A 25,812-nucleotide genomic window follows, 5' to 3' on the forward strand; every position below is an offset into this window, starting at 1 on the left:
TATGAACCCATATATAGAAATTTCAGGAAGAAAAATAGGCCCGGATTTTCCGCCATTAGTTATTGCCGAAATTGGAATTAATCATGAAGGCTCTTTACAAGTAGCTAAAGAAATGGTAGATGCAGCCCACAGGGCAGGTGTTGAGGTTGTTAAACACCAAACACATATTGTGGAGGATGAAATGAGTGGTGCTGCGAAAAAGGTAATTCCGGGTAATGCTGATGTTTCTATTTATGAAATCATGGAGCGCTGTTCTCTGAATGAGACTGATGAATTGGAACTTAAAAATTATGTAGAAAGCAAAGGGATGATCTTTATTTCCACACCTTTCTCCAGAGCTGCAGCTGAACGATTAAAAAAGTTTGATATTCCGGCTTATAAAATTGGTTCAGGAGAATGTAATAATTATCCTTTATTAGAGCATATTGCTTCTTTTGGAAAACCTGTTATTTTGAGTACCGGAATGAATACAATAGAAAGTATTCAGAAGGCAGTTGCTGTTTTTGATAAACATAATATTCCCGTAGCACTTTTGCATACGACCAATTTATACCCAACACCGATACATTTAGTTCGTTTTGGTGCAATGACCCAATTACACCAGGCTTTTCCTGACAAAGTTTTTGGATTAAGTGATCATACCCTGAATAATAATGCCTGTTTAGGAGCTGTTGCGCTTGGTGCCAGTATTCTGGAAAGACACTTTACAGATCACATGCAGCGTACCGGGCCGGATATTGTGTGTAGTATGGATGAAAAGGCATGTCAGGAATTAATTATTTCCAGTGTCGAAATAGCACAAATGCGAGGTGGAACAAAAAAACCGGCTGCAGAAGAACAAGTTACAATTGATTTTGCATTTGCAACGGTTTGTGCTATTGCACCAATAAAAAAAGGAGAAATTTTAACTAAAGAAAATATTTGGGTTAAAAGACCTGGCACAGGTAAAATTTTAGCAGAACATTTTAATGAATTACTGGGTAAAACTGCTATGAGGGATATTGAAAATGATGAGCAACTTGATTTTTCTGACTTTGCATAAATGAAAAAAATCCTATTCCTTACGGGAACCCGCGCTGATTTTGGTAAAATAAAATCATTGATTTCAATTTTGGAAAAGCAGTCTGAGTTTGAAGTTTTTGTTTTTGTTACGGGTATGCATTTACAAGAGGTTTATGGTTATACTTTAATCGAAATTGAAAGATGTAATTTTAAAAATATACATACTTTTCAGAATCATACGCACGAAACCACAATGGATTTGACACTTGCCAAAACCATTGAAGGGCTGTCTAATTATTGTAAAGAAGTAAATCCGGATATGATAATAGTGCACGGTGACAGAGTAGAGACGCTTGCCGGAGCTATTGTAGGGTCATTGAACAATATTTTGGTAGCCCACATTGAAGGCGGAGAAATTTCGGGAACCGTTGATGAATTGATCAGGCACAGTGTGAGTAAATTGAGTCATATACATTTTGTTTCAAACAAACAGGCTGAAAAAAGACTTATACAAATGGGAGAAATAAAAGAATCTGTTTTTACAATTGGATCTCCTGATATTGACATTATGTTTTCAGATCAATTGCCGGATCTGCAAACAGCAAAAGCATATTATAATATTGATTTTGAAAGTTTTGCCATTGTTATGTACCATCCTGTAACCACAGAAATTAATGATATGCAACAATATGCAGAAACTTTTGTTGATTCCTTGTTACAAGACAATCATAATTATATAGTGGTTTATCCAAATAATGATTTAGGAAGTCAGTTTATTATTGATGCGTACCAAAGATTAAAAGAAAATTCAAGGTTTAGAATTTTTCCTTCGTTTCGTTTCGAGTATTTTTTAACACTTTTAAAAAACAGTCAGTTTATAATTGGCAACAGCAGCGCTGGTATCAGAGAGGCTCCTTATTATGGAATACCAATTATTAATATAGGAACCCGCCAGCAAAACAGGGCGATTCATGCCGATATTATCAATACAGATTATTCTAAAGAAAAAATTAGCAAAGCACTTTCACTGATTGATTCTCATGAAGTTCGAGTTTCTGATAATGATTTTGGAGAGGGAAATAGTTCAGAATTGTTCTTGCAAAGTCTTCAAAAAGCAAATATTTGGAAGCTTAATCATCAAAAACAATTTAGAGATTTTTAAAAAATGATAATAAAAATTGAACGGTACTTCAATTATCCTGATTTAAAAAGACAAACGCCTGATAATTCTATGAAATGGGGCGATTTACTTTTTACAGAAGATGCTATTGATGAATGTGATTATTTAGTTGTTTTAGATTATCCAAAGAAAGATTTTTCTATTAAAGTCAATAGAGAAAATGTTATACATATTTGTTTAGAACCGCCGAATGAGGTTTCTAAATACAGACAATATGCAAATAAAAATGTAAAACTGATAATTAATCAGTTAGATATTAAGAAAAACAATATTTTATCTCATGGGGCATTACCCTGGCATATTAATAAAAGTTTTGATTTTTTAAAGGGGTTAAAAGCTGAAAATTTAACAAAAGAGGATAATGTAGTCTGGATAACAAGTAATCAAAGGTCTTCGAAAGGACATACGAAAAGAATGGACTTTTTGGACAACATTAAAAATCTTCCTTTTGTGAACCTTTATGGCAGAGGCATAAATCCGATAGATGATAAATGGGATGTTTTGAGCAAAGCTAAATATGCAATTGCTTACGAAAACTTTCAGAGTGATTATTACTGGACAGAAAAAATAGCAGATTGCTTTTTAAGTTATACAATGCCTTTGTATTTTGGATGTAATAAAATAGAAACTTTTTTTCCAAAGGATTCTTTTATACAGATTGACCCAAAAGACAAGCATATTAATTTGTTTTTAAAAGAGATAGTATCATCTAATAAATGGGAAGAAAATTTAGACGCTATTGTAAAAGCAAGAGAATTAATACTGAATGAATATCAGTTATTTCCATTTTTATCGAATAAAATTAAGATATTAGAAGCAGAAAAAAAAGATAATTTAATAATTGAAAAAGATATAATTCAATTTAAAGGAGGGAATGATTATTTTGATAATTTTCCATTAGAGGTTAAAATCGAAAAAGAAGCTTTTAAAATGATAAAGCGAATAGGGAAGCTATTTTAATGAACATAGTTGTTGATAAATACAATTGGGTAAATGCCCTTAGGGGGTATGCAATATTGTTGGTTATACTAATTCATAGTTCACAATCATTTAAGGTGTCTGATTTTGGTAGAAATTTTTATGATAATGGAGATTTAGGAGTTCAGTTATTTTTTATTTTAAGCAGTTTTACTTTATTTAATTCTTATTCTAAAAGAAAATTGAAAGAAGGAGAGTTTATAAACCGAAATTTCTTTATTCGCAGATTTTTTAGAATTGCTCCCTATTATTATATTGCAGGATTAATTTATGTTTTTTATAAAGTTTTAATTAAGCATAATACAATTAATTTGAAAAATTTAATTGCAAACTATACTTTTACAAACGGAATTTATCTACCAGGAATTAATGATATACCGCCCGGTGGCTGGTCAGTAGGAATAGAAATGCTCTTTTATTTGTTGATTCCAATATTGTTTAAATATATAAATTCTTTAAGAAAAGCAATTTGTTTATTCTTAATTACAATTCTGTTTTCAATTGCTATAAATCATTTGTTTTTAAATTACACTATGTTTTTGTTGAATTCGATTTTTGGAAGTATAAATAAATGGTCTTTGTATTTTTGGCTACCAAATCAATTGCCAATATTTGTTTTGGGAATTATTTTGTACCACATTAATAAGAATCTTACTTTCTCTTTTAATTTTGGACAAATAGCATTGATGATTTCAATTCTTTTATATATTGGATTTTCTTTTTTTAAGTTTAATTTGGAATATCCATTCTTTTTCATAAAAAGAGAATATGTCTACGGAATCATATTTGTTTTATTTTCAATAGGTACCTACACAACCAATAATAAGTTTGTTATTAATGATTTTGTTCAGAAAATTGGTGTTGTCAGTTTTAGTATGTATTTAAATCATTTTATCATACTGTATATTTTGGGTTATGTTCTTAGAGGTATTTGTGAAAAAGTTACGGTTCATTTTCATTTCTCTTATTTTGTTTTGCATAATGATTTTCTTTTCTTTTCTTTTTATTTTTTAATAATTAAAGTGTCATATTTTCTTTCAAAAATAACATATAATAATATTGAGGTTAAGGGCATTGATTTCGGTAATTATGTATTAAATAAAATTTCTAATAAAAATGATCTAAAAGGTGTCTAGTATTTATAAAATTATATTAAAAAGGCAATCGGCAGTAGTAAAAAAAGAGTTTGAAGTAGTCTTAATCAATTATGCGAATGATTTATTTAAGAAAAGTCAAAAAATAAATAGCAGGACGGGGAAAAAAACAGGATCTTTTACTAAAATAATTTCATATAATCCAAATAATATTGATGCAGAGTTTAGGAATATAAATAAAAAAATTCTGGAACAAAAGAGAGGTGATGGATATTGGTTATGGAAACCATATTTTATAAAAAAGACATTAGAAGATTTGAAGTTTAATGATTTTTTATTCTATTGTGATTCCGGTTCTTACTTTGTAAATTCTATTGAAGATTTAATTTCCTTGTGCCATGAAAAAAATCAGGATATAATTCCTTTCGAACTCTCACATACCGAAAGCCATTGGACAAAAAGAGACGCATTCATTTTAATGAATTGTGATAGCCCTGAGTATTTTGATACAAAACAAAGGCTAGCAAGCTTTATTTTAATAAAAAAAACAGAGCGATCATTAAAATTTATGGAAGAGTGGCTGAATTTTGCAGAAGATGAAAGAATCTTAACAGACATTGAAAATAAATGCGGATTTGAGAATTATCAAGATTTTAGAGAGCATCGTCATGATCAGTCAATTTTTAGCCTTCTTACAAAAAAATATGGTTTTACTGCTTTTAAAGACCCTTCACAAAATGGTAATTCCGTCGAGGTAGTATATCCTGATTCAAATTACAAAGAGATGATTGTGCACAATAGAAAAAGAAACTATCCTGTTCATATTAGAATTAAAAAATATTTACAAAGAAAAAAACAGGTGTTAAAAAATATGCTTAAGATATAGAACTTTTGAAATGAAAAAAAAAATTGGAATAGTAATAACTGATGGTGTAGGTTTTAGAAACTTTATTATGAGTGACTTTATTAATGAAGCAGTACAAAAAAATGATAGCATAGTTATATATTCCGGATTACCAATTGGTTGTTACAGTAGATTTGATTATCCTAATATTGAAATAAAAGAATTACCGGTTTTTAGCGAAGATAGAAAAACCTGGTTTTTTAGAAAATGGAAAGAATTGGCTCATCTGCAAAAAAATAAAAATTTTTATGGGATGAAGGATAATTTAATTTCAGGATATCCTAAAGGTTTTTCGTCAAGAGGAGTTGTAATTAAAATGCTACATTTCTTTACTAGTATTTTTAATAGTAATTCAAGTATTTTATTAGCAGAAAAATTTCAGTTTTTATCATTTTCGAAAAATAAAGTAACAAAAGAATATATTGAAATATTAAAAAAAGATAAACCTGCTCATTTATTTTTTACACACCAGCGACCGCCATATTTAGCCCCTTTTTTATTTGCGGCAATTCAATTGAAAATATCAACAAGTACTTTTATTTTCAGTTGGGATAATTTGGCGTCAAAAGGACGAATGCTCGGGACATTTAATTATTTTTTGGTCTGGAGCAAATTAATGAAAGAGGAATTGCTGTATTTTTATCCGAATGTAAAAAAAGAAAATGTACGGGTAGTTGGAACACCGCAATTTGAACCGTATGTTCTAAAAAAATATGAAACTGTAAGAGAGCATTTTGTAAGTAAATTTGCCTTGGATGACCATAAAAAGATAATCTGTTTTAGCTGTGCTGATGTCTCTATAGGGCAAAACGATCCAATTGTTATAGACTCCATTGCCAATGCTATACGAAATAATAAAATAAAACATTCTGTACAGCTTTTAGTAAGAACTTCTCCGGCTGAAGATGATAGCAGGTTCAGAGCAGTAAGGGAAAAATATCCTGAAATCATCTGGAACGTTCCAAAATGGATTTTAACAAGAGAGGGGCATGTTGAAAGTTGGTCACAGAGAATTCCGAGTGATGAAGATATTAAGGATTTGAGAGCTTTATTGGAATTTGCCGACCTCAATATTAATATGTGCTCAACAATGAGCCTTGATTTTATGCTTTTTGATAAACCCGTAATCAATACCGTTTTTGGTAATTTAGAAAATGGATTGTATAACGATCAAAGGTTTTTAAAATATGATCATTTTAAAAAAGTAGTAGATAGCAAGGCAGTCACTATTGCTTTAAATCCACAACAACTAATAGATCAAATAAACGATGCTTTGAAAAATCCTGAAAAAAGAAAATCAGAAAGAAAATCAATGATTGAATTACAGGTTAGCGAGCCTCTATTAGGCACAAGCAAAAGAATCGCAGAAACATTATATAATTTTGAGTAATAAAGAGTCTTACCATAATACTGGAAGAATAAAAATTTTGGATGGTTTTCGGGCTATTGCTATTTTAGCAGTTGTTTTTTATCATTATTTTTATCGTTGGAATGATCCTGTACAGCCATATTTTGGGGCTGATTTTTTTCATTATGGTTTTAGAGGGGTCCCTTTTTTCTTCATGATTAGCGGTTTTGTTATTTGTTATACATTAGAGGGAACAGACAATAAAATTACTTTCTGGAAAAAAAGATTCATACGGCTGTTTCCTTCTATGCTTATTGCATCGGTTATAACTTTTGTATTTTTAAAATTGTTTGATACTACACATACTTTTGATGAGAGTAATCATTTTAGGAATTTAATAACCAGCATAACTTTTTTGCCTCCAAATGTCTTCGATTTAATTTGTAGAACTCAAAGTCATTTTAGTTACATCAATTATTCGTACTGGAGTCTGTGGCCTGAAATTCAATTTTATTTTTTGGCAAGTACTATTTATTTTCTAAACACACAGAGGTTTAAACGAAATTTTATTGCAGTTTCTTTTTTAATATTATTGATTTTTAATGGAATACTTTTTTTAGGACTAAACCAAATTAAAATTATTGAGAAATTCATTAATTTATTTAATCTTGTACAAAATCTGTCTTTTTTTCTTTCTGGGGCCCTTTTTTACATGTTATATAAGAACAAATCTAATTTTTGGAATTTACTATTTATAGCAGTGACATTTGGGTTAATAAACATATCTTTTAGTATAAATGAATTAGTGTCATTTTCAATTATGTTTGGGTTGTTTTTTTTATTTGTTTACAACCCTGAGGTTTTATCATTTTTTGAAAGTAAACTCTTAGTGATTATTGGTTTTTCATCCTATTTCTTATATCTGATTCATGAAAACATTGGGGTGGCCTGGATCCGGAGAATAGTGCATTATTTTTATCCATATAGTTTTATTGCACCTCTTTTAATAATAATTTGCATGATTTTTTTTAGCATATTTTACACTCAAAAAGTAGAATCAAAGATTATTAAACATCTCAATAAAAGTTTACTCAAAAAGAAAAATGACTAAGATAGCCTTAATCTGCAATTACCAACTGCTTCCGGAAAGAGTAGGAGGGATGGATTATTTTTTTTGGGAATTTGATAAGCAGTGTAAGTCGAATGGAATTGAAGTAGACTGGTTTTTTCCAAATTTTTCAGATCATGGAGGATATTCCGCATTAACCATTCATAGTAGTAAAACTAAAAACTCCGAAAAAAGTTTTCTTGATTTTTGCAAAGAAAACAAACCGGATTATACGCATATCATAACTCATTTTGTAGAATTATGTACGCCTTTTTTTGCTGCAATCAGGAAATACTCTAAAGCACAAATTATCGCTGTAGATCATAATCCAAGACCGTTAAATGGATATTCGTTCAAAAAGAAAATTCAAAAAAAACTGAAAGGAATTCTATTTTCAAAACACATTGAGGTATTTGTTGGGGTGTCAGATTATACAGTAAATGCTATTTTGAAAGATTTTGGAAGGCATTTAAAATCCAAAACACAAACAATTTATAATGGTGTAATTATAGATCATATTTTAGTAAGGGAAATAAGAAGTGTAACTAAACCACGTTTTCTGGTAGCTTCACATCTGAGAGAGTCAAAAGGAATTCAGGATTTGATTATTGCAGTTGATCTTCTTCCTTCTCAAATAAAAAGCGAAATTAAAATTGATATCTATGGTGATGGTCCTTATAAAAATCAATTAGTCGAAAAAATTAGAACTTATGGACTCGAAAATTGTTTTGCTTTTAAAGGAAACAGTTCAAATCTGAATGAAATTTTTTCGCAATATGATTATATGTTACAGCCAACACATATGGAATGTTTTAGTTTGTCTATTTTAGAAAGTTTAGCAGCAAATGTTCCTGTAATCACAACAAATGTTGGAGGTAATAAAGAAGTAATTACTGAAGCCAAAAACGGATTTATAGTTGATGCAAAAAATACCCGACAATTAGCTGAAGTTTTAGAAAATGTATACTTAGGAAATAAAAACATATCAATAAACACAAGGGAATTAATTGCTAATTCGTTTTCTTTGCAAAAAATGGTAGAAAACCATTTTCAACTGCTTACGTAGAAGTAACATAAATTTAAGCTTTCAACAAAATCCTATAAATGTTTTTCAACTCATTAACATTTGCCATTTTTCTGCCAATCGTTTTTTTTCTCTACTGGTTTGTTTTTAATAAAACCAAAAGTACTCAAAATGCATTGTTAATTATTTCCAGTTACTATTTCTATTCCTGTTGGGACTGGAGATTTTTATTCTTATTGGTGTTTTCAACTTTTTTGGATTATTATACAGGGATTCAAATCGAAAAAGCAGCTGATGAAAAGAATCGTAAATTTTGGTTTTGGTTAAGTATTATGGTCAATCTGGGGTTTCTGGGCGTTTTTAAATATTACAACTTTTTCTCAGCTTCGTTTGCACAAATGTTAACTACAGTTGGTTTTAACGCGAGTCCAATCTTATTAGATGTAGTTTTGCCGGTAGGGATTTCATTCTACACTTTCCACGGATTATCGTATGTAATTGATATCTATTATAAAAGAATAAAAGCTGAGTATAATTTCATCGATTATTCTCTTTTTGTGAGTTATTTTCCGCTTCTTGTAGCCGGACCAATCGAAAGGGCCACTCATTTGTTGCCTGAAGTAAAAGTTAAAAGAGAATTTGATTTTCAAAAAGCAAAAGAAGGAATTTATCAAATCATTTGGGGACTTGTCAAAAAAGTCGTTATTGCTGATACTTGTGCTACTTATGCCAATGCTATTTTTGATAATTATACTTCAATGAATTCATTCTCATTGATGTTGGGAGCTGTTTATTTCGCATTTCAGATTTACGGAGATTTTTCAGGTTATTCAGATATGGCTTTGGGAACCTCAAAACTATTCGGATTAGATTTACTTAGAAATTTTAATTACCCTTATTTTTCAAGAGATATAGCCGAATTCTGGCGCCGTTGGCATATTTCGCTTTCATCCTGGTTTCGTGATTATTTGTACATTCCTCTGGGAGGAAGCAAAGGTGGGCTATGGATGAAAATTAGAAATACATTCATCATTTTTGTGGTAAGTGGTTTTTGGCATGGTGCCAATTGGACATACATCGCCTGGGGATTCATAAATGCAGTTTACTTCTTGCCTTTACTTTTATCAAACAGCAACAGAAATAATATGGATACAATAGAATTGAAATCGGATTTTAGTTCTGTAAAAATTGTGTTAAGTATTTTTTCTACCTTTTTGATTACTTGTGTTGCTTGGGTGTTTTTTAGGGCAAAAACCATAACAGACGCTGTTTTATATTTGAAACGTGTATTAACAAACAGACATTTCGATTTTCAATATTTAGCAAACGAACGCTATAATTATGAATTGATTCTTATGATAGTATTATTTGTTTTGGTAGAATGGAATAATCGTACTAAAACAGAACCTATTTCAGGAAAAAGAAGTTTGCTAAAAGCAGCTTTGGCAATTATGGCAATTATGGCTTTTGGTACTTTTTCAGATTATAAAGAGTTTATATATTTTCAATTCTAATGAAGAAATTCTTAATCTATACGGCCAAAATTTTTGTTGTAATCCTTCTGATAGCTGTTGGTTTAGACGGAATTTATACTTACGCTTTTTTACAATCTAAAAATAGGGGAAAAATTGAAACTGTTTTTAATTCAAAAGCAAAAAGTTATGATGTTGTTATACTTGGATCATCCCGTGCCAATAATCATTTTGTGTCACAAATGTTTGAAGACAGGGGATTAAAAATCTTTAATTACGGAATGAGCGGAGGACATTTGTTTGAAGCTTCATTAATGCTTAAATTAATGATTGAAAGAAAGTATGAAATTAAAAATGTAATTCTGGAAGCTGATTTAAATCTTTCAAACGATCATCAGTCAGAAGGTGTTTCAGCTAAATTTTTACCGTATATTCATAATTCTGAAGTCATAAAAAATCATTTTGAAACTCAGGAAGATTTCAACGAATTGTATTATATTCCTTTTTACAGATATATAAAATTTGATGGAAAAATAGGTTTTCGTGAAATTTATAAGATTGTGAAAGGAGAAAAAACAAATCTTTTAGATAATTCAGGATACTATCCGTTGATAAAACACAAGAAAGGCAATATGAAAAATAATATAGCAAATTTAAATCCGTTGCCTCATAATAAGTATTACGAAGAAATAAAAAACATTTGCAAAGCAAACCATATCAGGTTTATTGCGATTATGACTCCAATGTGCGAAAACGTTATGGGTATGAATTACTTCGATAAAGTAAAAAAAGCCTATCCCGAAATCCATAACTATGAAAATGTAGTGGTGGAGAATAAATATTTTTCGTCTTGTGGACACATGAATGACGCTGGCGCCAAAATGTTTACAGCCAGAATTCTGACAGATTTTTTTAAGAAATAAATCATGAAAATTGCTTTTTTAACACCTGAATATCCACATCCTAATACAGGAAACTCAGGCGGTATTGGTACAAGTATAAAAAATCTGGCAATTGGTCTCTTAGCAGAAGGCGTTGAAGTTAGGGTTCTTGTGTATGGTCAAAACGAAGATTCATGTTTTGAAGATAATGGTGTTTTTGTCCAGACAATAAAAAATGTAAAGCTTAAAGGCTTGTCCTGGTTTTTGACAAAAAAGAAAATAGAGAAAATAATTAATCAATTACATTCAGATAATAAAATTGATGTAATAGAGGCACCAGACTGGACAGGTATGACATCATTTATTAAACCTGATAAATGCCCTTTGGTAATAAGACTGCATGGTTCAGATGCTTATTTTTGTCATATGGATAACCGGCCTGTAAAATGGATAAATAAGTTTCATGAAAAAAGAGCTTTACAAAAAGCAGATGCTTTGTTGTCTGTAAGTAGTTATACTGCAGAGACAACTAATATGGTTTTTGGGTTAAACAAAAGTTTTACGATTATCCCGAACGGTATTGATACAAATTTATTTCATTTTGAAAAAATAGCTGATACTAATGAAAAACAAGTTTTATATTTTGGAAGCCTGATTCGAAAAAAAGGGCTTTTAGAATTACCCTTAATATTTAATAAAGTAATTGAGAAAAACCCTGATGCTAAGCTGGTTTTGATTGGAAAAGATGTTCCGGATGTTATTTCTGGAAATTCATCAACCTGGCAAATGATGCAATCTCTTTTTTCAGATCAGGCCTTTAAAAATGTAACGTATTTAGGAAGTATTCCTTATTCTAAAATAAAAGAAAAAATTGAACAGGCAACAGTTTGTGTATTCCCTTCTTTTGCTGAAGCTTTTCCTCTGTCATGGCTGGAAGCAATGGTAATGGCAAAACCTATCGTAGCTTCTAATATAGGCTGGGCAAACGAAATGATAGATGATGAGGTTAATGGTTTTTTAATTAATCCTGTCAATCATAGTGGTTTTGCTCAAAAAATTAGCGATATATTGAATAATGAAAAGATGTGCCTGAAAATAGGTAAATCTGCAAGAGAAAGAGTTGAAAAAGATTATGATATTAAAGGAATTGCGAAACAAAATATTGAATTTTATAAAAAGATGATTAACCAAAATAATAACCTCAGATTATGGTTGTAATTTATCATAGAGATTATAAAGTTGTTGCCATTGAAAGGGAAGGGGAAAGTATTATTTTTTCTGCAAAAAATATATCTAAAGCGATATTCGAAATAGCTTCTTACTTTCCTAATGATTTGCTCATTTGGTGTGAAATCTGTTTAAAACCAAATATTAATTTCTCAGAAATAAATGATATTTTTCATCATCATAAAATAATGGCTTCTTATAGTTTGTCAGAAAAAGTATTTTTATCTGATTTGATTGGTTATGTAGAAGACTCACCTTTCATAAAAATTAATAAAAAAGTAAGGTATCCCACTTGGCTAATGAGTAGTGATGTTGGAGGGATACACGCTTCAGTTTTATTAGTTTTGAAAAAGGATTTAAGTAAATCTGAGAATTTTGATTATTTTTTGAATTCGTTGGCAAAATTAGCCATGTTTAAAGGACTTTTTTGTTATTCAGAACCAGCTTTACTAATTGATGTTTTAGAGAATGATGATAAACATAAAAAAAATAATTTCCTGCTGTTCCGTTTTGTAAAACAGCATTACAAGATTCAATGGACATTTTTGCTGTTCGCTAATTTGTTTTTATATGAAAGAAAGATAGTTTTTTTACCATTTTTTCTTAGCTTATTTCACAGTAAAAAAGTACTAAGTGAAAATTTGCTCGAAAGTATTGAAGTACAGTCAACAAAAAGAGTTTTGGATAATAAGACGATTGATGTTATTATTCCAACTATCGGAAGAAAACAATACTTATATGATGTTTTAAAAGATTTATCAAAACAAACCCATTTACCAAATAAGATTATTATTGTAGAGCAGAATCCGCAAACAGATAGCGTTTCGGAGTTGGATTATTTATCTACGGAAACTTGGCCGTTTACAATTAAGCACATTTTTACGCATCAGTCAGGTGCTTGTAATGCTAGAAATTTAGCTTTGGAAGAAGTAACTAGCGAGTGGGTATTTTTTAATGATGATGATATTCGTTTTGATGAAAAATTAATTGAAAATGTATTTAAAAAATCGGTACAATATGGAACAAATGCAATTACTACTGTGTGTTTACAACCCAATCAGATCCAATATTTTAATGACACTCATCAATCGGGAATTTTTGGATCAGGGTATAGTTTTATCAAAACAAATGCTTTAGCTCAGATTCGTTTTGATATGTCTCTTGAATTTGGTTATGGTGAAGATACTGATTTTGGTTGTCAACTACGTAATTTAGGGAATGATATTATTTTTTTTCCTGATTTGAAAATTACTCATCTGAAAGCTCCAATGGGAGGATTTAGAATCAAAATAAAAAAGCAATGGGAAGATGATGAAATTCAGCCAAAACCATCACCAACAATAATGTATTTAAAAAGAAAACATTTTACGGATGAACAGATAAACAGTTATAAATTAATTTATTTTATAAAATCAATCAAAAACCAGTCATTTATAAAATGGTATTCAGTGTATAAAACGTTGCAAAAAGGATGGGAATCTAGTATTGTATGGAGTAAAAAAATATAATTTGAAAAGGTTATTTAAAAAAGTAAAAAAATATATATCATTAAAAATAAAGCAGTTAATTCTGTTTAATTACTATATCCGGAGAATCTCATTTTTCTCCAAACAGGAGAAAAGGCAGATTATAATATGTTTTGATGGTAAAGTGCCACATGGAGGATTGGTTGATAGATTAAAAGGGATCATTTCCTTTTATGAAGTTTCTAAACTAATTCATTCAGATTTTAAAATATTGTTTGACCATCCGTTTGAATTAGAGTCATTTTTGATTCCTAATAAGATAGACTGGAAAATAAATAAGACAGAAATTAGATATAATGTTTTTTCTACAAAAATATTTTATTTGGTTAATAATTTTAATATCAATCCTTTAGAATTGATTGAAAGGACAAATGCAAAAACAATACTGATTTATTGTAATGTCGATTATTTAACAACATTATATAAAGAGAATGACAGTCAAGAAATAAATCTAATTTGGAGAAAAAATTATTTAGAACTTTTTAAGCCTTCTGATTATTTGTTAAGTAATGTAATGAAGCTTTCAAAAACAGAAAGAATTGTGATTCATACTCGATTTACTTCCTTAATGGGTGATTTTAAAGACACAACTAAAATAGAATTAAAAAATCAAGAGAAAGATAATTTAATTCAAAAAGTAATATCAAAAATTGAAGAAGTAAGTAAGGAATATCCTGAAGAAATAAAATATGTTTTATCTGATAGTGAAACATTTTTAAACTATATAAGAGCAAAAACTAATTACAAGACACTGGAGGGAATGCCATATCATTTGGAAAATAATAAAAGCAATAAAGAATATCATTTAAAAACATTTTTGGATTTTTATTTTATTATTGAAAGTGGTACAGTTTGTTTTGTGAAAATTGATCAAATGTATAATAGTAGTTTTTCAAAATATGCTTCTATTATTGGGGGTAATAAATTTATTTCATGAGTATGTTAAAATTATATACAGACACTATGTGCCTAATTCCTGAGAATCGAAAGTTTATTTTTCCTTTATTATTGGATTTATGTTATATTAATAATGTCAATTTGTTAACTAAATATACTATTGTAAATGACATAAAAGATTGTGATATTGCTGTGGTACCCATTGATATTGCAAGATATGACAGAACTAAAAGTCAGGAAAAATTATCTGCTTTTATCAAAAAAGCAAATAAATACGATAAAAAAGTATGGATTTACAGCGGGGGAGATTTTGGCAGAACTATTAGGAATACTAATAATGTATATACTTTTCGATTAGGAGGATTTGAATCGAAGTTAGATGACAAAACGTTTATTTTTCCTTCTTTTATTTCGGATCCTTTTAGATATTTAAATACGGGGTTTGTTCCCCTCAAAAAAAAGGATAAACCCCAAGTCGGCTTTGTAGGACACGCTAATAATTCGTTTGTAAAAAGAAGTAAAGAAATTATAATTTTCTTAAAATACAATATGAAAAGATGGTTAGGGAAAATACAAACTGACTATCAGTCTTTTTTTCCTTCAAGCCTTAAACGATTTAAATTGTTAAAGAAACTCGAAAATAGTGATCTTATCAGTACTGATTTTATTTATAGAAATAGTTATAGAGCAGGGGTACAAAACGATGAAGATTTACGAAGAACGACTACTGAATTTTTTGAAAACATTGTTCGTAATCCTTATACTTTCTGCATGCGTGGAGCAGGCAATTTTTCAGTACGTTTTTATGAAACTCTTGCTATGGGACGAATACCATTAATTGTAGATACTGATTTTAGGTTTCCACTTGCAGGTCAAATTGAATGGGAAAAGCATTGTTTAATTTGTAAAGAAGATTCTATAGTAGATACATTAATAGATTTTCATCAAAAAATTAGTTCAGATGATTTTGAATTAATGCAAAGAAATAATCGGGATTTATGGGTGAAGCACTTAGAGAGAGAGGCTTATTTTTTGAATATTTATTCTATTTTTAAAACAAATATTCAATGAAATTTACTTTAATTATCTGTACCTACATGCGCCCTGAACCATTGCTGAAATTATTGAAGTCGGTTCAGGTACAAAGCTTATATCCAGATGAAATTTTAATTATTGACGGATCACTCAACAATGAAACACAGTCTGTTCTTCTTAAAAATCAATTTAAAAATCTAAAATATTTTCTGGTTGATAATGAAAATCGGGGATTAACAAAACAAAGAAACTTTGGAATTAAAAATGTAAACAATACAACTGAAATTATTTGCTTTTTGGATGATGACACTGTTTTAGAACCAGATTATTTTGAAGAATTAATAAAGACTTTTAAATCAGATTCAAGCATATTCGGGGTAGGAGGCGTAGCTATCAATGAAAACAATTGGAAACCAATAGAAGAAGGTAAAAAGTATAATCCCAAAAAGTATTATTTTTTTGACGAGTTTGTTTATAAAGAAGGACAACGTAATGTGGTGCGCAATTTTTTAGGATTACAATCTAATCTGGCACCAGGTAAAATGCCAAACTATTCGCATGGTCGTACCTGTGGTTTTCCTTTAAATAACAAAATTCATGAAGTTGATTTGTTAATTGGAATGTCGATGTCTTTTAGAAAATATGTTTGTGATCATATTAAATTTTCCAAATATTTTGAGGGATATGGTTTGTATGAAGATGCAGATTTTAGTTTGCGAGCTTTACAATTTGGTAAAAATGTAATTAATACAAATGTTCATTTATCTCATTTTCACGCTGCCTCTGGAAGGCCAAATCAATATAAGTATGGTAAAATGGTTGTTAGAAACGGCTGGTATGTGTGGCGAGTAAAAAATCCTAAACCTGGTTTTGTGGATTATTATAAATGGAATGCGATAACTATTTTATTAATACTAATCAGATTTACAAATTCAGTTACCGGCAAAAATAAAAAGACAGCTTTAACAGAAGCTTTGGGAAGGACTGTTGGGTGGTGCTCTTTGCTTTTTAACAAACCAAAACTGAATTGATTTTATTCAAAATACATTATGTATAAATAGATTTAAGAGATTGTTTCTAACAAAATTAGACTCCAGCAAGAATAATTTAGTCAAAAGCGAATGAAATTTATAATTATTACTCATGTTGTTCATATTAAGAAAGATGAAAAATATTTTGGCTATGCACCTTATGTTCGAGAGATGAATGTCTGGTTAAAATACACTGACGATTTAATTATAGTTGCTCCCTTGACGAAAAACAATCCGGGAGCTATTGATATACCGTATAGTTTTAAAAATATCGATTTTAAGCAAATTCCAAATTTTAATGTTACAACTTTAAAAAATACTTTAAGTTCGATATTTAAGTTGCCTTTAATATTTTGGAGGATTTTTTGGGCGATAAAGAAGTCTGATCATATTCATTTACGTTGTCCGGGAAATGTTGGGTTGATTGGCTGTTTGGTTCAGATACTATTTCCGCATAAAACCAAAACAGCAAAATATGCCGGAAACTGGGATCCAAAATCTAAACAGCCATGGAGTTATCGGGTACAGAAATGGATATTGAATAATGCATTTTTAACTCGAAATATGAAGGTTTTGGTCTATGGCGAATGGGAAGGAAGTACAAGTAATATTAAACCTTTTTTTACGGCTACTTACTCAGAAGAAGATGTGATACCAATAAAAATATTGAATTTAAAGGAAAAAATCCATTTTGTATTTGTAGGAACATTGTCTCCGGGCAAAAATCCTTTGTATACGATACAACTAGTTGAAGAATTATTTAGAAAAGGATACAATGTGATACTTGAATTGTATGGAGAGGGTATAGAACGAAAGGCACTGGAGAATTATATTGCTTCCAATGCATTAAATGAAATTGTTGTTCTGAAGGGAAATCAAAATCAGGAAACAGTGAAAAAGGCATATCAAAACAGCCATTTTGTGATTTTACCTTCCAAAAGTGAAGGCTGGCCAAAAGCTATTGCTGAGGGAATGTTTTGGGGATGTGTTCCAATTTCGACTAAAGTTTCCTGTGTTCCTTTTATGCTGGATTATGGTAACAGAGGACTTTTGCTTGAAATGGACTTTAATAAAGATGTATCAAAAATTGAAAATATCATCCTTAACGAAGATGATTTTATTTTTAAAAAAAAGTTAGCAAGCCAATGGTCACAGCAATACACTGTTGAGTTTTTTGAAAATGAAATTAAAAAACTTATATTGAAATGAGAATCATTCAAATTATAGATTCACTTGAACCAGGGGGGGCTGAACGTATGGCTCTTAATTACGCAAATGTTTTGGCTGATAAAGTTCAGTTTTCAGGTTTGGTTGCGACTCGTAAAGAAGGTCACTTAATGAATCAATTGAATCAGAACGTGTCTTATTTGTTTTTGAATAAAAAAAAGCAACTTGATTTTAAAGCTCTTTTTCGGTTGCGATCGTTTGTTTTAAAAAACAAGGTTTCTTATGTCCATGCACATAGCACTTCCTTTTTTTTTGCCTTTTTATTAAAAATAACATATCCTTCGTTAAAAATAATTTGGCATGACCATTATGGAAGTAGTGAATTTTTGGATAAAAGATCTTCATTTGTTTTAAGATTGGTTCTTCCTTTTTTTAACGGAATTATAGCAGTAAATCAAAAGTTAAAGAACTGGGCTGAGGAAAAGTTAGGGGCTAAAAATGTTGTTTATTTACCGAATTTTCCTTTAAATACAAATCAGGTTTCTGGAAATACTGTTTTGAAAGGGATTCAGGGGAAGCGAATAGTATCTCTGGCAAATCTTAGAGAAGATAAAGATCATTTCTTGTTGTTGGAAGTGGCAAAAAAAATCCGGGAATCTTACCCGGAATGGACATTTCATTTGGTTGGGAAAGATTTTGAAGATGATTGTTCAAAAGAAATAAAGAAAAGGATCTCTGATTTTAATCTTAGAAATAATGTTTTCATATATGGTTCAAGACAAGACGTTCCGGCAATTTTAGCACAGGCTGATATTGCTGTTCTGACTTCAAAATCAGAAGGTCTTCCCGTTGCACTTTTAGAATATGGTTTACATAAAAAGGCAGTTGTGGTTACCAGTGTTGGAGAAATACCAACTATTATAAAGCATGGAAAGAATGGGTTTTTAATTGATCCAGGTGAACCGGATTTGTTTTGTCAATCTCTAAAGGAATTGCTGAACGATGAGGCTTTAAGGATTACTTTTAGAAATGCTCTTTATGAAATTATTCAAACAGAATATACTGCCGAAAGTGTAATGAAAAAATATTTAAAATGGGTGAAAAATGATTTAAAATGAAGAAAGAAGATTTATCATATGTTTATTTATTGTTAATTCATGTTTTTATTGGAGCATTGATATATGTTTTACCCATTATTTCGACAGGATATACCCTGATACTGTTTGTATTTGGATTTTATTATATTTTTAAAAATAAAAACAAAAATCATGAAGCGCTTATTATGTCTGCTTATGTGGTAAGTGTAGAAGTGCTTTTAAGAATGACAGGAGGGGGTATTTTTAATGAATTTGGTAAATATTCCGTCATAGTTTATATGTTTCTCGGAATGATTTATTCAGGAATTTCAAGATTTAGTATTATATATTGGTTCTTTTTAATATTATTAATTCCGGCTATCGTAGTATCTTCTTTTTCTTTAAGTTTTGATACAGACATTCGAAAAGCTATTGCTTTTAATATATCAGGTCCGGTTTGTTTGGGTTTTTCTGCAATTTATTGTTACAAACGAAAAATAACATTCGATCGTTTAAAGGGAGTTATTACAGCATTTTGCCTGCCTCTGACTTCTATAGTCGTTTACTTGTTTTTGTATACGCCAAGCGTTAGGGATGTTGTTACAGGGACACAATCTAATTTTGAAACCTCGGGAGGATTCGGTCCTAATCAGGTTTCTACGATTTTGGGCTTGGGTATTTTTGTTTTCTTTGTACAATTACTACTGAATTCAAAGAGTAAATTGCTGCAAATGATAAATGCAGGCTTTGTGTTAGTTTTTGCTTTTCGGGGCATCGTTACTTTTTCAAGAGGCGGAATATTTACAGCGATTGTAATGATATTTATACTTATGATTGTATTGTATTTTATGGCTAATTTTAATGCAAAACCCAAAATAGGTTTGATTATTATATTTTCTTTTTTGGCAGGATTGGGAGTCTGGGGATATAGCTCTTTACAAACAAAGGGATTAATTAATAAACGCTATGCTAATCAGGATGCTGCCGGAAGGGAAAAGAAAAGTAAATTAACAGGTAGGGAAACACTTATGGAATCTGAGCTGAAAATGTTTTTTGATAATCCTGTTTTAGGAGTAGGTGTAGGAAGAAACAAAGAAATTAGAGCACAGGAAACAGGAATTGTCGCAGCATCACACAATGAGATTACCAGAATGCTGGCAGAGCATGGCTCACTTGGAGTAATTGGTTTATTAATTTTGTTTTTTACTCCACTGATTTTATTCTTGAATGATCGTCAGAATATATTAGCATTGTCTTTTTGGGTTTTTTGGCTGTTAACTATAAATCATGCGGCTATGCGACTTGCAGCTCCAGCTTTTGTATACGCATTGTCACTTCTTGCTGTGCAGATTAAAATTCCTGAAAAAGCAGAAAATTCAGGCGATTAATTTCTGTTTTTTATAATACATTTGCCTCAAATTAAAGCGCTTAAAAAATAGAATATATGCAAACAAAAAAAAGAATGCATTTCGAAATATCAGAGAGGAAATTACTTCTTAGGCTTTTTGATATTGGCTTTATTTTGTTTGCCTTATATGTGATAGATCAGTTTTTCGATTATCATTATTTTGAGTTTAAAAAATTAAAATTTCAGGGACTCTTTTTGCTGGTGTGTTATGTAAATCTTTTCGGGATGATTTTCGAAATGTACAATCTACAAGTAGCAAGCAACCGTTTCCAGATTCTTCAAAGTGCAATTCTTACTGTTACTACAACAGTTTTATTTTATTTGTTTACACCAGTTTTATCTCCTGAACTACCTAAAAATCGCTCTACTATAATTATTTTTTATTTTACTGTACTTACAGGTTTATTGTTATGGCGTTTCTTCTATGTTTACTTTTTGGCTACCCATAGATTTTCACAGAATGTAATTTTAATTTGTAATAAGCATCAGGCTGATGAGCTTGTTTTAGGATTAGAAAATGTAGATCCTCATTATAAAATTATTGGTTTTGTGAATTCGGACTATTTATCTCAGGAAGATTTTCCTTTAAATTATATAAAAGAAATTGAAAAGAATGATTTACCGCGTTTTGTAAGTAAGAATAACGTTTCTGAAATTGTCATAGCTTCACAAAAAACTGATGGTATTACACCTGATTTATATCAACAATTACTTCATTTACTGGAGTCAGGAAATATTATTCGAGAGTATACTCAGGTATACGAAAGCAAAACGCAACGTATTCCCGTTCAGTATATTTCAAGGGATTTTTATCGTTTTTTTCCATTCAGTCGCAGTAATAATAATAAACTGTATTTATTGCTGGTAGGCTTACTTGAATTTGTTTTTTCTTTTATAGGCTTATGCATTTGTGCTGTTTTCATTCCGATAATTTTTATATTGAATTTCTTTTGGAACAAAGGCTCTTTGTTTTATACTCAGGAACGTGTGGGTAAATATGGCAAAGTATTCCAAATTTACAAGTTCAGGACTATGACGGAGAATTCTGAAAGCAACGGGGCTGTTTTTGCAACGTCAAATGATAAAAGAATTACTCCATTGGGCAGACTAATGCGAAAAACAAGAATTGATGAGCTGCCTCAGTTTATCAATGTTTTAAAAGGTGATATGGCTGTTATTGGCCCAAGACCTGAAAGACCGTTTTTTGTGAAGGAAATTGCAGATATAATGCCATTCTATGAAACAAGGCATGTCATAAAACCAGGGCTTACTGGCTGGGCTCAGGTTAATTATTCATATGGTGAATCTATTGAAGAAAGTCTGATAAAACTCCAATATGATTTGTATTACATCAAACACCGAAGTGTTTTTCTCGATTTGAGCATTACTTTTAGAACTATAACAACTGTTTTGTTCTACAGAGGACAGTAATCTTTAGATAATTATCGGAATTCTTTTTTTAGTCCTGATTGCCACTCTAACCAGAACAAATCCGCTTGTAATTAGCATTGGTAAGACAATGAAAAAATGTGCTTTGTTAATTATAAAAAGGGTATAGATAAGTAATAAAATCAGATGTAAGAGCGCAAGTCTGTATGTCCATTTTTTGTTCTTTATTGCTGAAAAAACAATCAAAAGCAGTAAAAGCGGGCTAAATAACAACACATTGTAATTCATCGCTAATTCGTGGTGAAAAGAATAAAATCCCATTGAAACAAAAAAGATCCCCATTAAAGATAAAATGAATAAATAGATTTTATCGATAAATTTTTTGTTTATCAAAATAATAAAACCAAGCAGAATAATGTAACTGTAAGCATTGTTCCACCAGGATGCTGGTGTTTCTTTTTCAAAACTTAATAATGTTTTGCTTTTACCCACAAGAGCATGATTTTGAAAAGTTGTTTTTTCTAAACTATTTTTCAGTTCAAATGGCAGGAATATTTTAGTGCCTAATTGATCTACTTTTGTTCCAAAAATGATACTTGTTCCTAACTTTTCGTAGAAATGACCGTCAAAGTAAGGAAATAAAATACTTCTATAAGTCATGTTGGTGTCACCTTTTTTGGTAATTACTTTTTCATTTAATGTTTTATTAATAATATCCACTACCATCGAAGTGCAGTTTTTATCAATAAATTTGTAAGTATAATAGCGTTCGTCAGAGAGTAAAGTGCTGTTTAAGTTGTCAAAAAGTTTTTGTTTTGCCTCTTGCGGAACAAGTAATTCCTGTTCATAAACACTTCTTTTTTCATAATTATATTCGTTTATAAAATCAGAGTAAGAATGTGCAATCACAAAATATTGTAAATCACCTTTTGCGAATTTTGCAACAAAGTTAGGAGTCCTGAAATCAAAGGCTCCATAATTATATACAACATCAATATTGTTTGCAGGATCTGCAACACGAATGGCGGTATGACCAAAGAAAGAATAGGATTCATTGCCGAGACCACACGTTAAAACACTTATATGCGCTTCTTTTGATAATGGTAAATTTTGTCCAAAACTAAAATTGACTATGAATAGTAGTAATAATACTGTTTTTCGAAAGATAGAATTTTTCATGTTTGGTTTTTTAATAAATCTTTATCTAAAGATACCCAAATCGACTTTAAGGGAAAAAATGTTGGAATATATGGCTGTACTTTGGTTTCCAAGATCTGTAAGGGCATAATCAACCTGAATGCCTTTGTATTTAAAACCAAGCCCAATGTTAGGCTGAAAATTTAATTTTTCAGAATTGTCTAATTGTGTTACATTCTGAAAATTACCAGCACCGGCTCTTAAAAAAACAAGGTCAGTGTATGCAAATTCAAGTCCGAGAGCGGGATCGATACTAACCATTTTTGATGAAATAACATCATTAGTCTGCTCAAAACGCATATTTAAATTTGTGGCAACCAAAAGACTGGTGTCATTATGAAATTCAAATTTTTTTGAAACTCCTAATTGTGCTTTCGGAAGTGTGATTTCAGTACTCTCAGGCAGTTCATTGTTTTCTCCCGGAATAGCGTCTGCAATTTTTTGATATTCGTCTTCATCAATATTCCAGATGTTGTATGTCGTAGTTATGTCCCGTAACATCAATCCGAACATCCAGTCGTTTTTCTCAAACTGAAGTCCAAAATCAAAACCAAAACCCCAGGAATTAGCAAATTTTCCGATGATGCGTCGAATCACTTTGGCGTTTACGCCGTATTGAAATCCTTCCAGAGGTAATCTTCTGGCATAGGAAAAAGTAAATCCGTAATCTGCTGTAGAAAACAAACTGATGCGGTTATAATCAATATTTCCCTGATTGTCGATTAATTGGGTGGTGTCCATAATGTCATCAACTCCAAAACGAATCATCGAAATTCCCCACGCGCTTCTTTCATCAATTACACTTGCATATCCGATATAATCGTACTGCGCAATGTTAGCAAAATAATTGGCATGCATTAATGAAATTTGATGATCTTCCAGATGTGTCAGTCCGGCAGGATTCCAGTAAACCGAATTGACATCATTTGTAGAAGCCACCACAGCACTTGACATCGCCAAAGCTGCAGCATCAACTCCAATATTCATAAACTCATTCGAATATTTTCGAACCGTTTGTGCATAATGTGAAGTGCAACTCCAAAATAATAAAAATACTAAGATTTTTTTCAACGTATTTATTTTTTCAAACCTAAGCTTGTTTAAATTTTTACCAAAAATATAATTTTTTACTGAGCTTATTTCTTCCTTTTCACAAATAATACAAAAGTTTGCTAATGGATAAAAAACTCTATTAAAAACGCATATAAGATGGACTTATTATGCTAAATTTGCTTTCTATTTCTGCAAATTTATAAAAGATGAACATTAAAAAGCACATTCCTAATTTAATTACACTAATCAATCTTTTCTGTGGCTGTATTGCTGTTGTTTTTGTTTCCCAACAAGACTATGAAATGGCTTTTTACATGGTTTGTTTAGGGATATTTTTTGATTTTTTTGATGGTTTTTTTGCGAGATTATTTAAGGTGTCCAGTCCTCTTGGATTACAATTGGATTCTTTGGCAGATATGGTGACCAGTGGAGTTGTGCCAGGGTATGTAATGTATAGCTTGTTTGTAAAAAGTGCCAACCCTCATGAGGTAATCGGCTCGGTTTTTATTCCGTTTTTAGGATTTATCGTAACCTTAGGGTCTTGTTACAGACTGGCTAATTTCAATATTGATACACGTCAAACGGATTCTTTTATTGGATTGCCAACGCCGGCAAATGCGCTTTTTATATTGAGTCTGCCTTTGGTAATTGAATATTCAGATTCATTTATGCTATTCGAAATTTTGACAAATCATTGGGTTTTGTTTGCTATTGTTTTATGCAGTGCTTACATTTTGAATGCCGAAATCCCATTGTTTGCCTTAAAAATTAAGAAATTTACTTTCAAAGATAATGTACTGCAAATAGTGTTTTTAACCACTTCTCTTGTGTTGCTTTTTTTGCTTCAATTTTGCGCACTTCCAGTAATTATTATTTTTTATGTATTGTTATCAGTCATAAATAATAAGTTTTTGAAAAAGTAGTTTTATCCGAATGGCAAGAAGAACTTCTTATTCCCGAAAAGCAAAACCTAAAAAATCAATTTTTAGAAGAGGTTTACGGTTTATCATTTTTTCTTTTTTTGTATTGCTTTTTGTAAGTATAATTTATCATTATCGTGATGGATTGTCTTATTATCTCGGATTTAAATCGGATAAAGCTTTAGAAGAAGATGAAGTTGACAAGCATCTTTCTGATGTTAGGAATATTCAGGTTTTAGAAAAACATAAAGGAAAAGTAATCGGAATTGATGTTTCTGAATTTCAGGGAAAAATAGATTGGGATGAAATAGAACTTTTAGAAGAAAAGTACCCTGTGCAATTTGTTTTTATTCGCGCGACTGCCGGGAATAATTGGGTAGATAGTAAATTTAAAAAAAACTGGTTCGGTGCCAAAGAGCATAAAATTATGCGAGGTGCTTATCATTATTACCGTCCTAATGAAAATTCAATAGAACAGGCAAACCTTTTTATAAAAACGGTAAAACTGCAAAAAGGCGATTTGCCGCCTGTTTTGGATATCGAAAAACTGCCTAAAAACCAGCCTTTGGATAGTTTGAAAAAAGGATTAAAACGATGGCTGAACAAAGTCGAAAACCATTATGGCGTACGTCCTTTAATTTATAGTGGAGAGAGGTATTATGATGATTTTTTAAAAGAAGAATTCAGTGATTATCTATTTTGGATAGCCAATTACAATTTTTACAGAGAAAAAATTGATGAGGATTGGCTTTTTTGGCAGTTTACAGAAAAAGCTTCTCTGCCGGGAATCAAACATCGTGTTGATGTGAATATCTACAACGGTGATTTTGAACAATTACAGTTTATTACAGTGGAATAGTTTAAAGTAGCAGTTTTCAGTCACAGTTTCCAATAT

Annotated in this window: 23 protein-coding genes; 21 read left to right on the forward strand and 2 right to left on the reverse strand. The window is 30.5% G+C overall.

The features are described from left to right. The first annotated feature begins 1 nt into the window (after position 1). The 19 genes from neuB (at position 2) to AAEO57_RS02710 (ending at position 21,789) form a co-directional block, all read left to right on the forward strand. Entirely contained in the window at positions 2-1,042 is a 1,041-nt protein-coding gene (gene neuB / locus AAEO57_RS02625; RefSeq protein ID WP_341689249.1) for an N-acetylneuraminate synthase, read from the forward strand. Then, positions 1,043-2,164 carry a UDP-N-acetylglucosamine 2-epimerase gene (gene neuC / locus AAEO57_RS02630; protein WP_341689251.1) on the forward strand — a complete coding sequence of 374 codons (1,122 nt, stop codon included), beginning with the start codon at positions 1,043-1,045 and terminating at the stop codon, positions 2,162-2,164. It abuts the gene before it with no gap. Positions 2,165-2,167: 3 nt separating this feature from the next. After that, positions 2,168-3,142 carry a glycosyltransferase family 10 domain-containing protein gene (locus tag AAEO57_RS02635; RefSeq protein WP_341689253.1) on the forward strand — a complete coding sequence of 325 codons (975 nt, stop codon included), beginning with the start codon at positions 2,168-2,170 and terminating at the stop codon, positions 3,140-3,142. Then, positions 3,142-4,296: an acyltransferase family protein gene (locus tag AAEO57_RS02640; RefSeq protein ID WP_341689255.1), complete on the forward strand. Its 1,155-nt coding sequence runs from the start codon at positions 3,142-3,144 to the stop codon at positions 4,294-4,296. Before AAEO57_RS02635 ends, AAEO57_RS02640 begins: the two co-directional genes overlap by 1 nt. Next, on the forward strand, positions 4,289-5,140 hold the full coding sequence (locus tag AAEO57_RS02645) for a hypothetical protein (RefSeq protein ID WP_341689257.1): 852 nt from the start codon (positions 4,289-4,291) through the stop codon (positions 5,138-5,140). The genes AAEO57_RS02640 and AAEO57_RS02645 overlap by 8 nt, the downstream gene beginning before the upstream one ends. A 10-nt stretch (positions 5,141-5,150) precedes the next feature. Then, the gene (locus AAEO57_RS02650; protein WP_341689259.1) at positions 5,151-6,548 is read left to right on the forward strand and encodes a hypothetical protein; all 1,398 of its coding nucleotides are present in this window, start codon (positions 5,151-5,153) and stop codon (positions 6,546-6,548) included. A gap of 37 nt (positions 6,549-6,585) precedes the next feature. Beyond that, on the forward strand, positions 6,586-7,617 hold the full coding sequence (locus AAEO57_RS20845; protein WP_423972136.1) for an acyltransferase family protein: 1,032 nt from the start codon (positions 6,586-6,588) through the stop codon (positions 7,615-7,617). Then, positions 7,610-8,680 carry a glycosyltransferase family 4 protein gene (locus tag AAEO57_RS02655; RefSeq protein WP_341689261.1) on the forward strand — a complete coding sequence of 357 codons (1,071 nt, stop codon included), beginning with the start codon at positions 7,610-7,612 and terminating at the stop codon, positions 8,678-8,680. Before AAEO57_RS20845 ends, AAEO57_RS02655 begins: the two co-directional genes overlap by 8 nt. A gap of 38 nt (positions 8,681-8,718) precedes the next feature. Beyond that, entirely contained in the window at positions 8,719-10,152 is a 1,434-nt protein-coding gene (locus tag AAEO57_RS02660) for an MBOAT family O-acyltransferase (RefSeq protein WP_341689263.1), read from the forward strand. Continuing rightward, a complete protein-coding gene (locus tag AAEO57_RS02665) occupies positions 10,152-11,033 on the forward strand; it encodes a hypothetical protein (RefSeq protein ID WP_341689265.1) in 882 nt (293 codons plus the stop codon). The genes AAEO57_RS02660 and AAEO57_RS02665 overlap by 1 nt, the downstream gene beginning before the upstream one ends. A gap of 3 nt (positions 11,034-11,036) precedes the next feature. Continuing rightward, positions 11,037-12,209 carry a glycosyltransferase family 4 protein gene (locus AAEO57_RS02670; protein WP_341689267.1) on the forward strand — a complete coding sequence of 391 codons (1,173 nt, stop codon included), beginning with the start codon at positions 11,037-11,039 and terminating at the stop codon, positions 12,207-12,209. Then, positions 12,200-13,726: a glycosyltransferase gene (locus AAEO57_RS02675; RefSeq protein ID WP_341689269.1), complete on the forward strand. Its 1,527-nt coding sequence runs from the start codon at positions 12,200-12,202 to the stop codon at positions 13,724-13,726. The genes AAEO57_RS02670 and AAEO57_RS02675 overlap by 10 nt, the downstream gene beginning before the upstream one ends. A 1-nt stretch (position 13,727) precedes the next feature. Continuing rightward, positions 13,728-14,681, forward strand: a complete 954-nt coding sequence (locus AAEO57_RS02680; RefSeq protein WP_341689271.1) for a hypothetical protein — start codon at positions 13,728-13,730, stop codon at positions 14,679-14,681. After that, on the forward strand, positions 14,678-15,712 hold the full coding sequence (locus AAEO57_RS02685; RefSeq protein ID WP_341689274.1) for a hypothetical protein: 1,035 nt from the start codon (positions 14,678-14,680) through the stop codon (positions 15,710-15,712). Before AAEO57_RS02680 ends, AAEO57_RS02685 begins: the two co-directional genes overlap by 4 nt. Continuing rightward, the gene (locus tag AAEO57_RS02690) at positions 15,709-16,707 is read left to right on the forward strand and encodes a glycosyltransferase family 2 protein (protein ID WP_341689275.1); all 999 of its coding nucleotides are present in this window, start codon (positions 15,709-15,711) and stop codon (positions 16,705-16,707) included. The genes AAEO57_RS02685 and AAEO57_RS02690 overlap by 4 nt, the downstream gene beginning before the upstream one ends. Before the next feature lie 90 nt (positions 16,708-16,797). Further along, positions 16,798-17,916, forward strand: coding sequence for a glycosyltransferase (locus AAEO57_RS02695; protein ID WP_341689277.1), 1,119 nt, complete (start codon positions 16,798-16,800; stop codon positions 17,914-17,916). Beyond that, positions 17,913-18,992, forward strand: a complete 1,080-nt coding sequence (locus AAEO57_RS02700; protein WP_341689279.1) for a glycosyltransferase — start codon at positions 17,913-17,915, stop codon at positions 18,990-18,992. The genes AAEO57_RS02695 and AAEO57_RS02700 overlap by 4 nt, the downstream gene beginning before the upstream one ends. Then, positions 18,989-20,338 carry an O-antigen ligase family protein gene (locus AAEO57_RS02705; RefSeq protein ID WP_341689281.1) on the forward strand — a complete coding sequence of 450 codons (1,350 nt, stop codon included), beginning with the start codon at positions 18,989-18,991 and terminating at the stop codon, positions 20,336-20,338. The genes AAEO57_RS02700 and AAEO57_RS02705 overlap by 4 nt, the downstream gene beginning before the upstream one ends. A 56-nt stretch (positions 20,339-20,394) precedes the next feature. Continuing rightward, a complete protein-coding gene (locus AAEO57_RS02710; RefSeq protein ID WP_341689283.1) occupies positions 20,395-21,789 on the forward strand; it encodes an exopolysaccharide biosynthesis polyprenyl glycosylphosphotransferase in 1,395 nt (464 codons plus the stop codon). A 3-nt stretch (positions 21,790-21,792) separates the two neighbouring features. Here AAEO57_RS02710 and AAEO57_RS02715 read toward each other — a convergent pair whose 3' ends face one another. Together AAEO57_RS02715 and AAEO57_RS02720 are read right to left on the reverse strand one after the other, a co-directional pair. Further along, on the reverse strand, positions 21,793-22,926 hold the full coding sequence (locus AAEO57_RS02715; RefSeq protein ID WP_341689286.1) for a lipoprotein N-acyltransferase Lnb domain-containing protein: 1,134 nt from the start codon (positions 22,924-22,926) through the stop codon (positions 21,793-21,795). A 21-nt stretch (positions 22,927-22,947) separates the two neighbouring features. Next, positions 22,948-24,015 (reverse strand): putative type IX sorting system protein PorV2, encoded by a 1,068-nt coding sequence (locus AAEO57_RS02720; protein ID WP_481129029.1) that lies wholly within the window; start codon positions 24,013-24,015, stop codon positions 22,948-22,950. A 188-nt stretch (positions 24,016-24,203) separates the two neighbouring features. Between AAEO57_RS02720 and AAEO57_RS02725 the strand changes: the two genes are divergently transcribed. Both AAEO57_RS02725 and AAEO57_RS02730 read left to right on the forward strand, forming a co-directional pair. Beyond that, positions 24,204-24,920 carry a CDP-alcohol phosphatidyltransferase family protein gene (locus tag AAEO57_RS02725; protein WP_341689288.1) on the forward strand — a complete coding sequence of 239 codons (717 nt, stop codon included), beginning with the start codon at positions 24,204-24,206 and terminating at the stop codon, positions 24,918-24,920. A 10-nt stretch (positions 24,921-24,930) separates the two neighbouring features. After that, positions 24,931-25,776, forward strand: coding sequence for a glycoside hydrolase family 25 protein (locus AAEO57_RS02730; RefSeq protein ID WP_341689290.1), 846 nt, complete (start codon positions 24,931-24,933; stop codon positions 25,774-25,776). Positions 25,777-25,812 lie beyond the last annotated feature (36 nt).

Origin of the sequence: Flavobacterium calami (genome assembly GCF_038290035.1) — a bacterium.
GTDB lineage: Bacteria > Bacteroidota > Bacteroidia > Flavobacteriales > Flavobacteriaceae > Flavobacterium > Flavobacterium calami.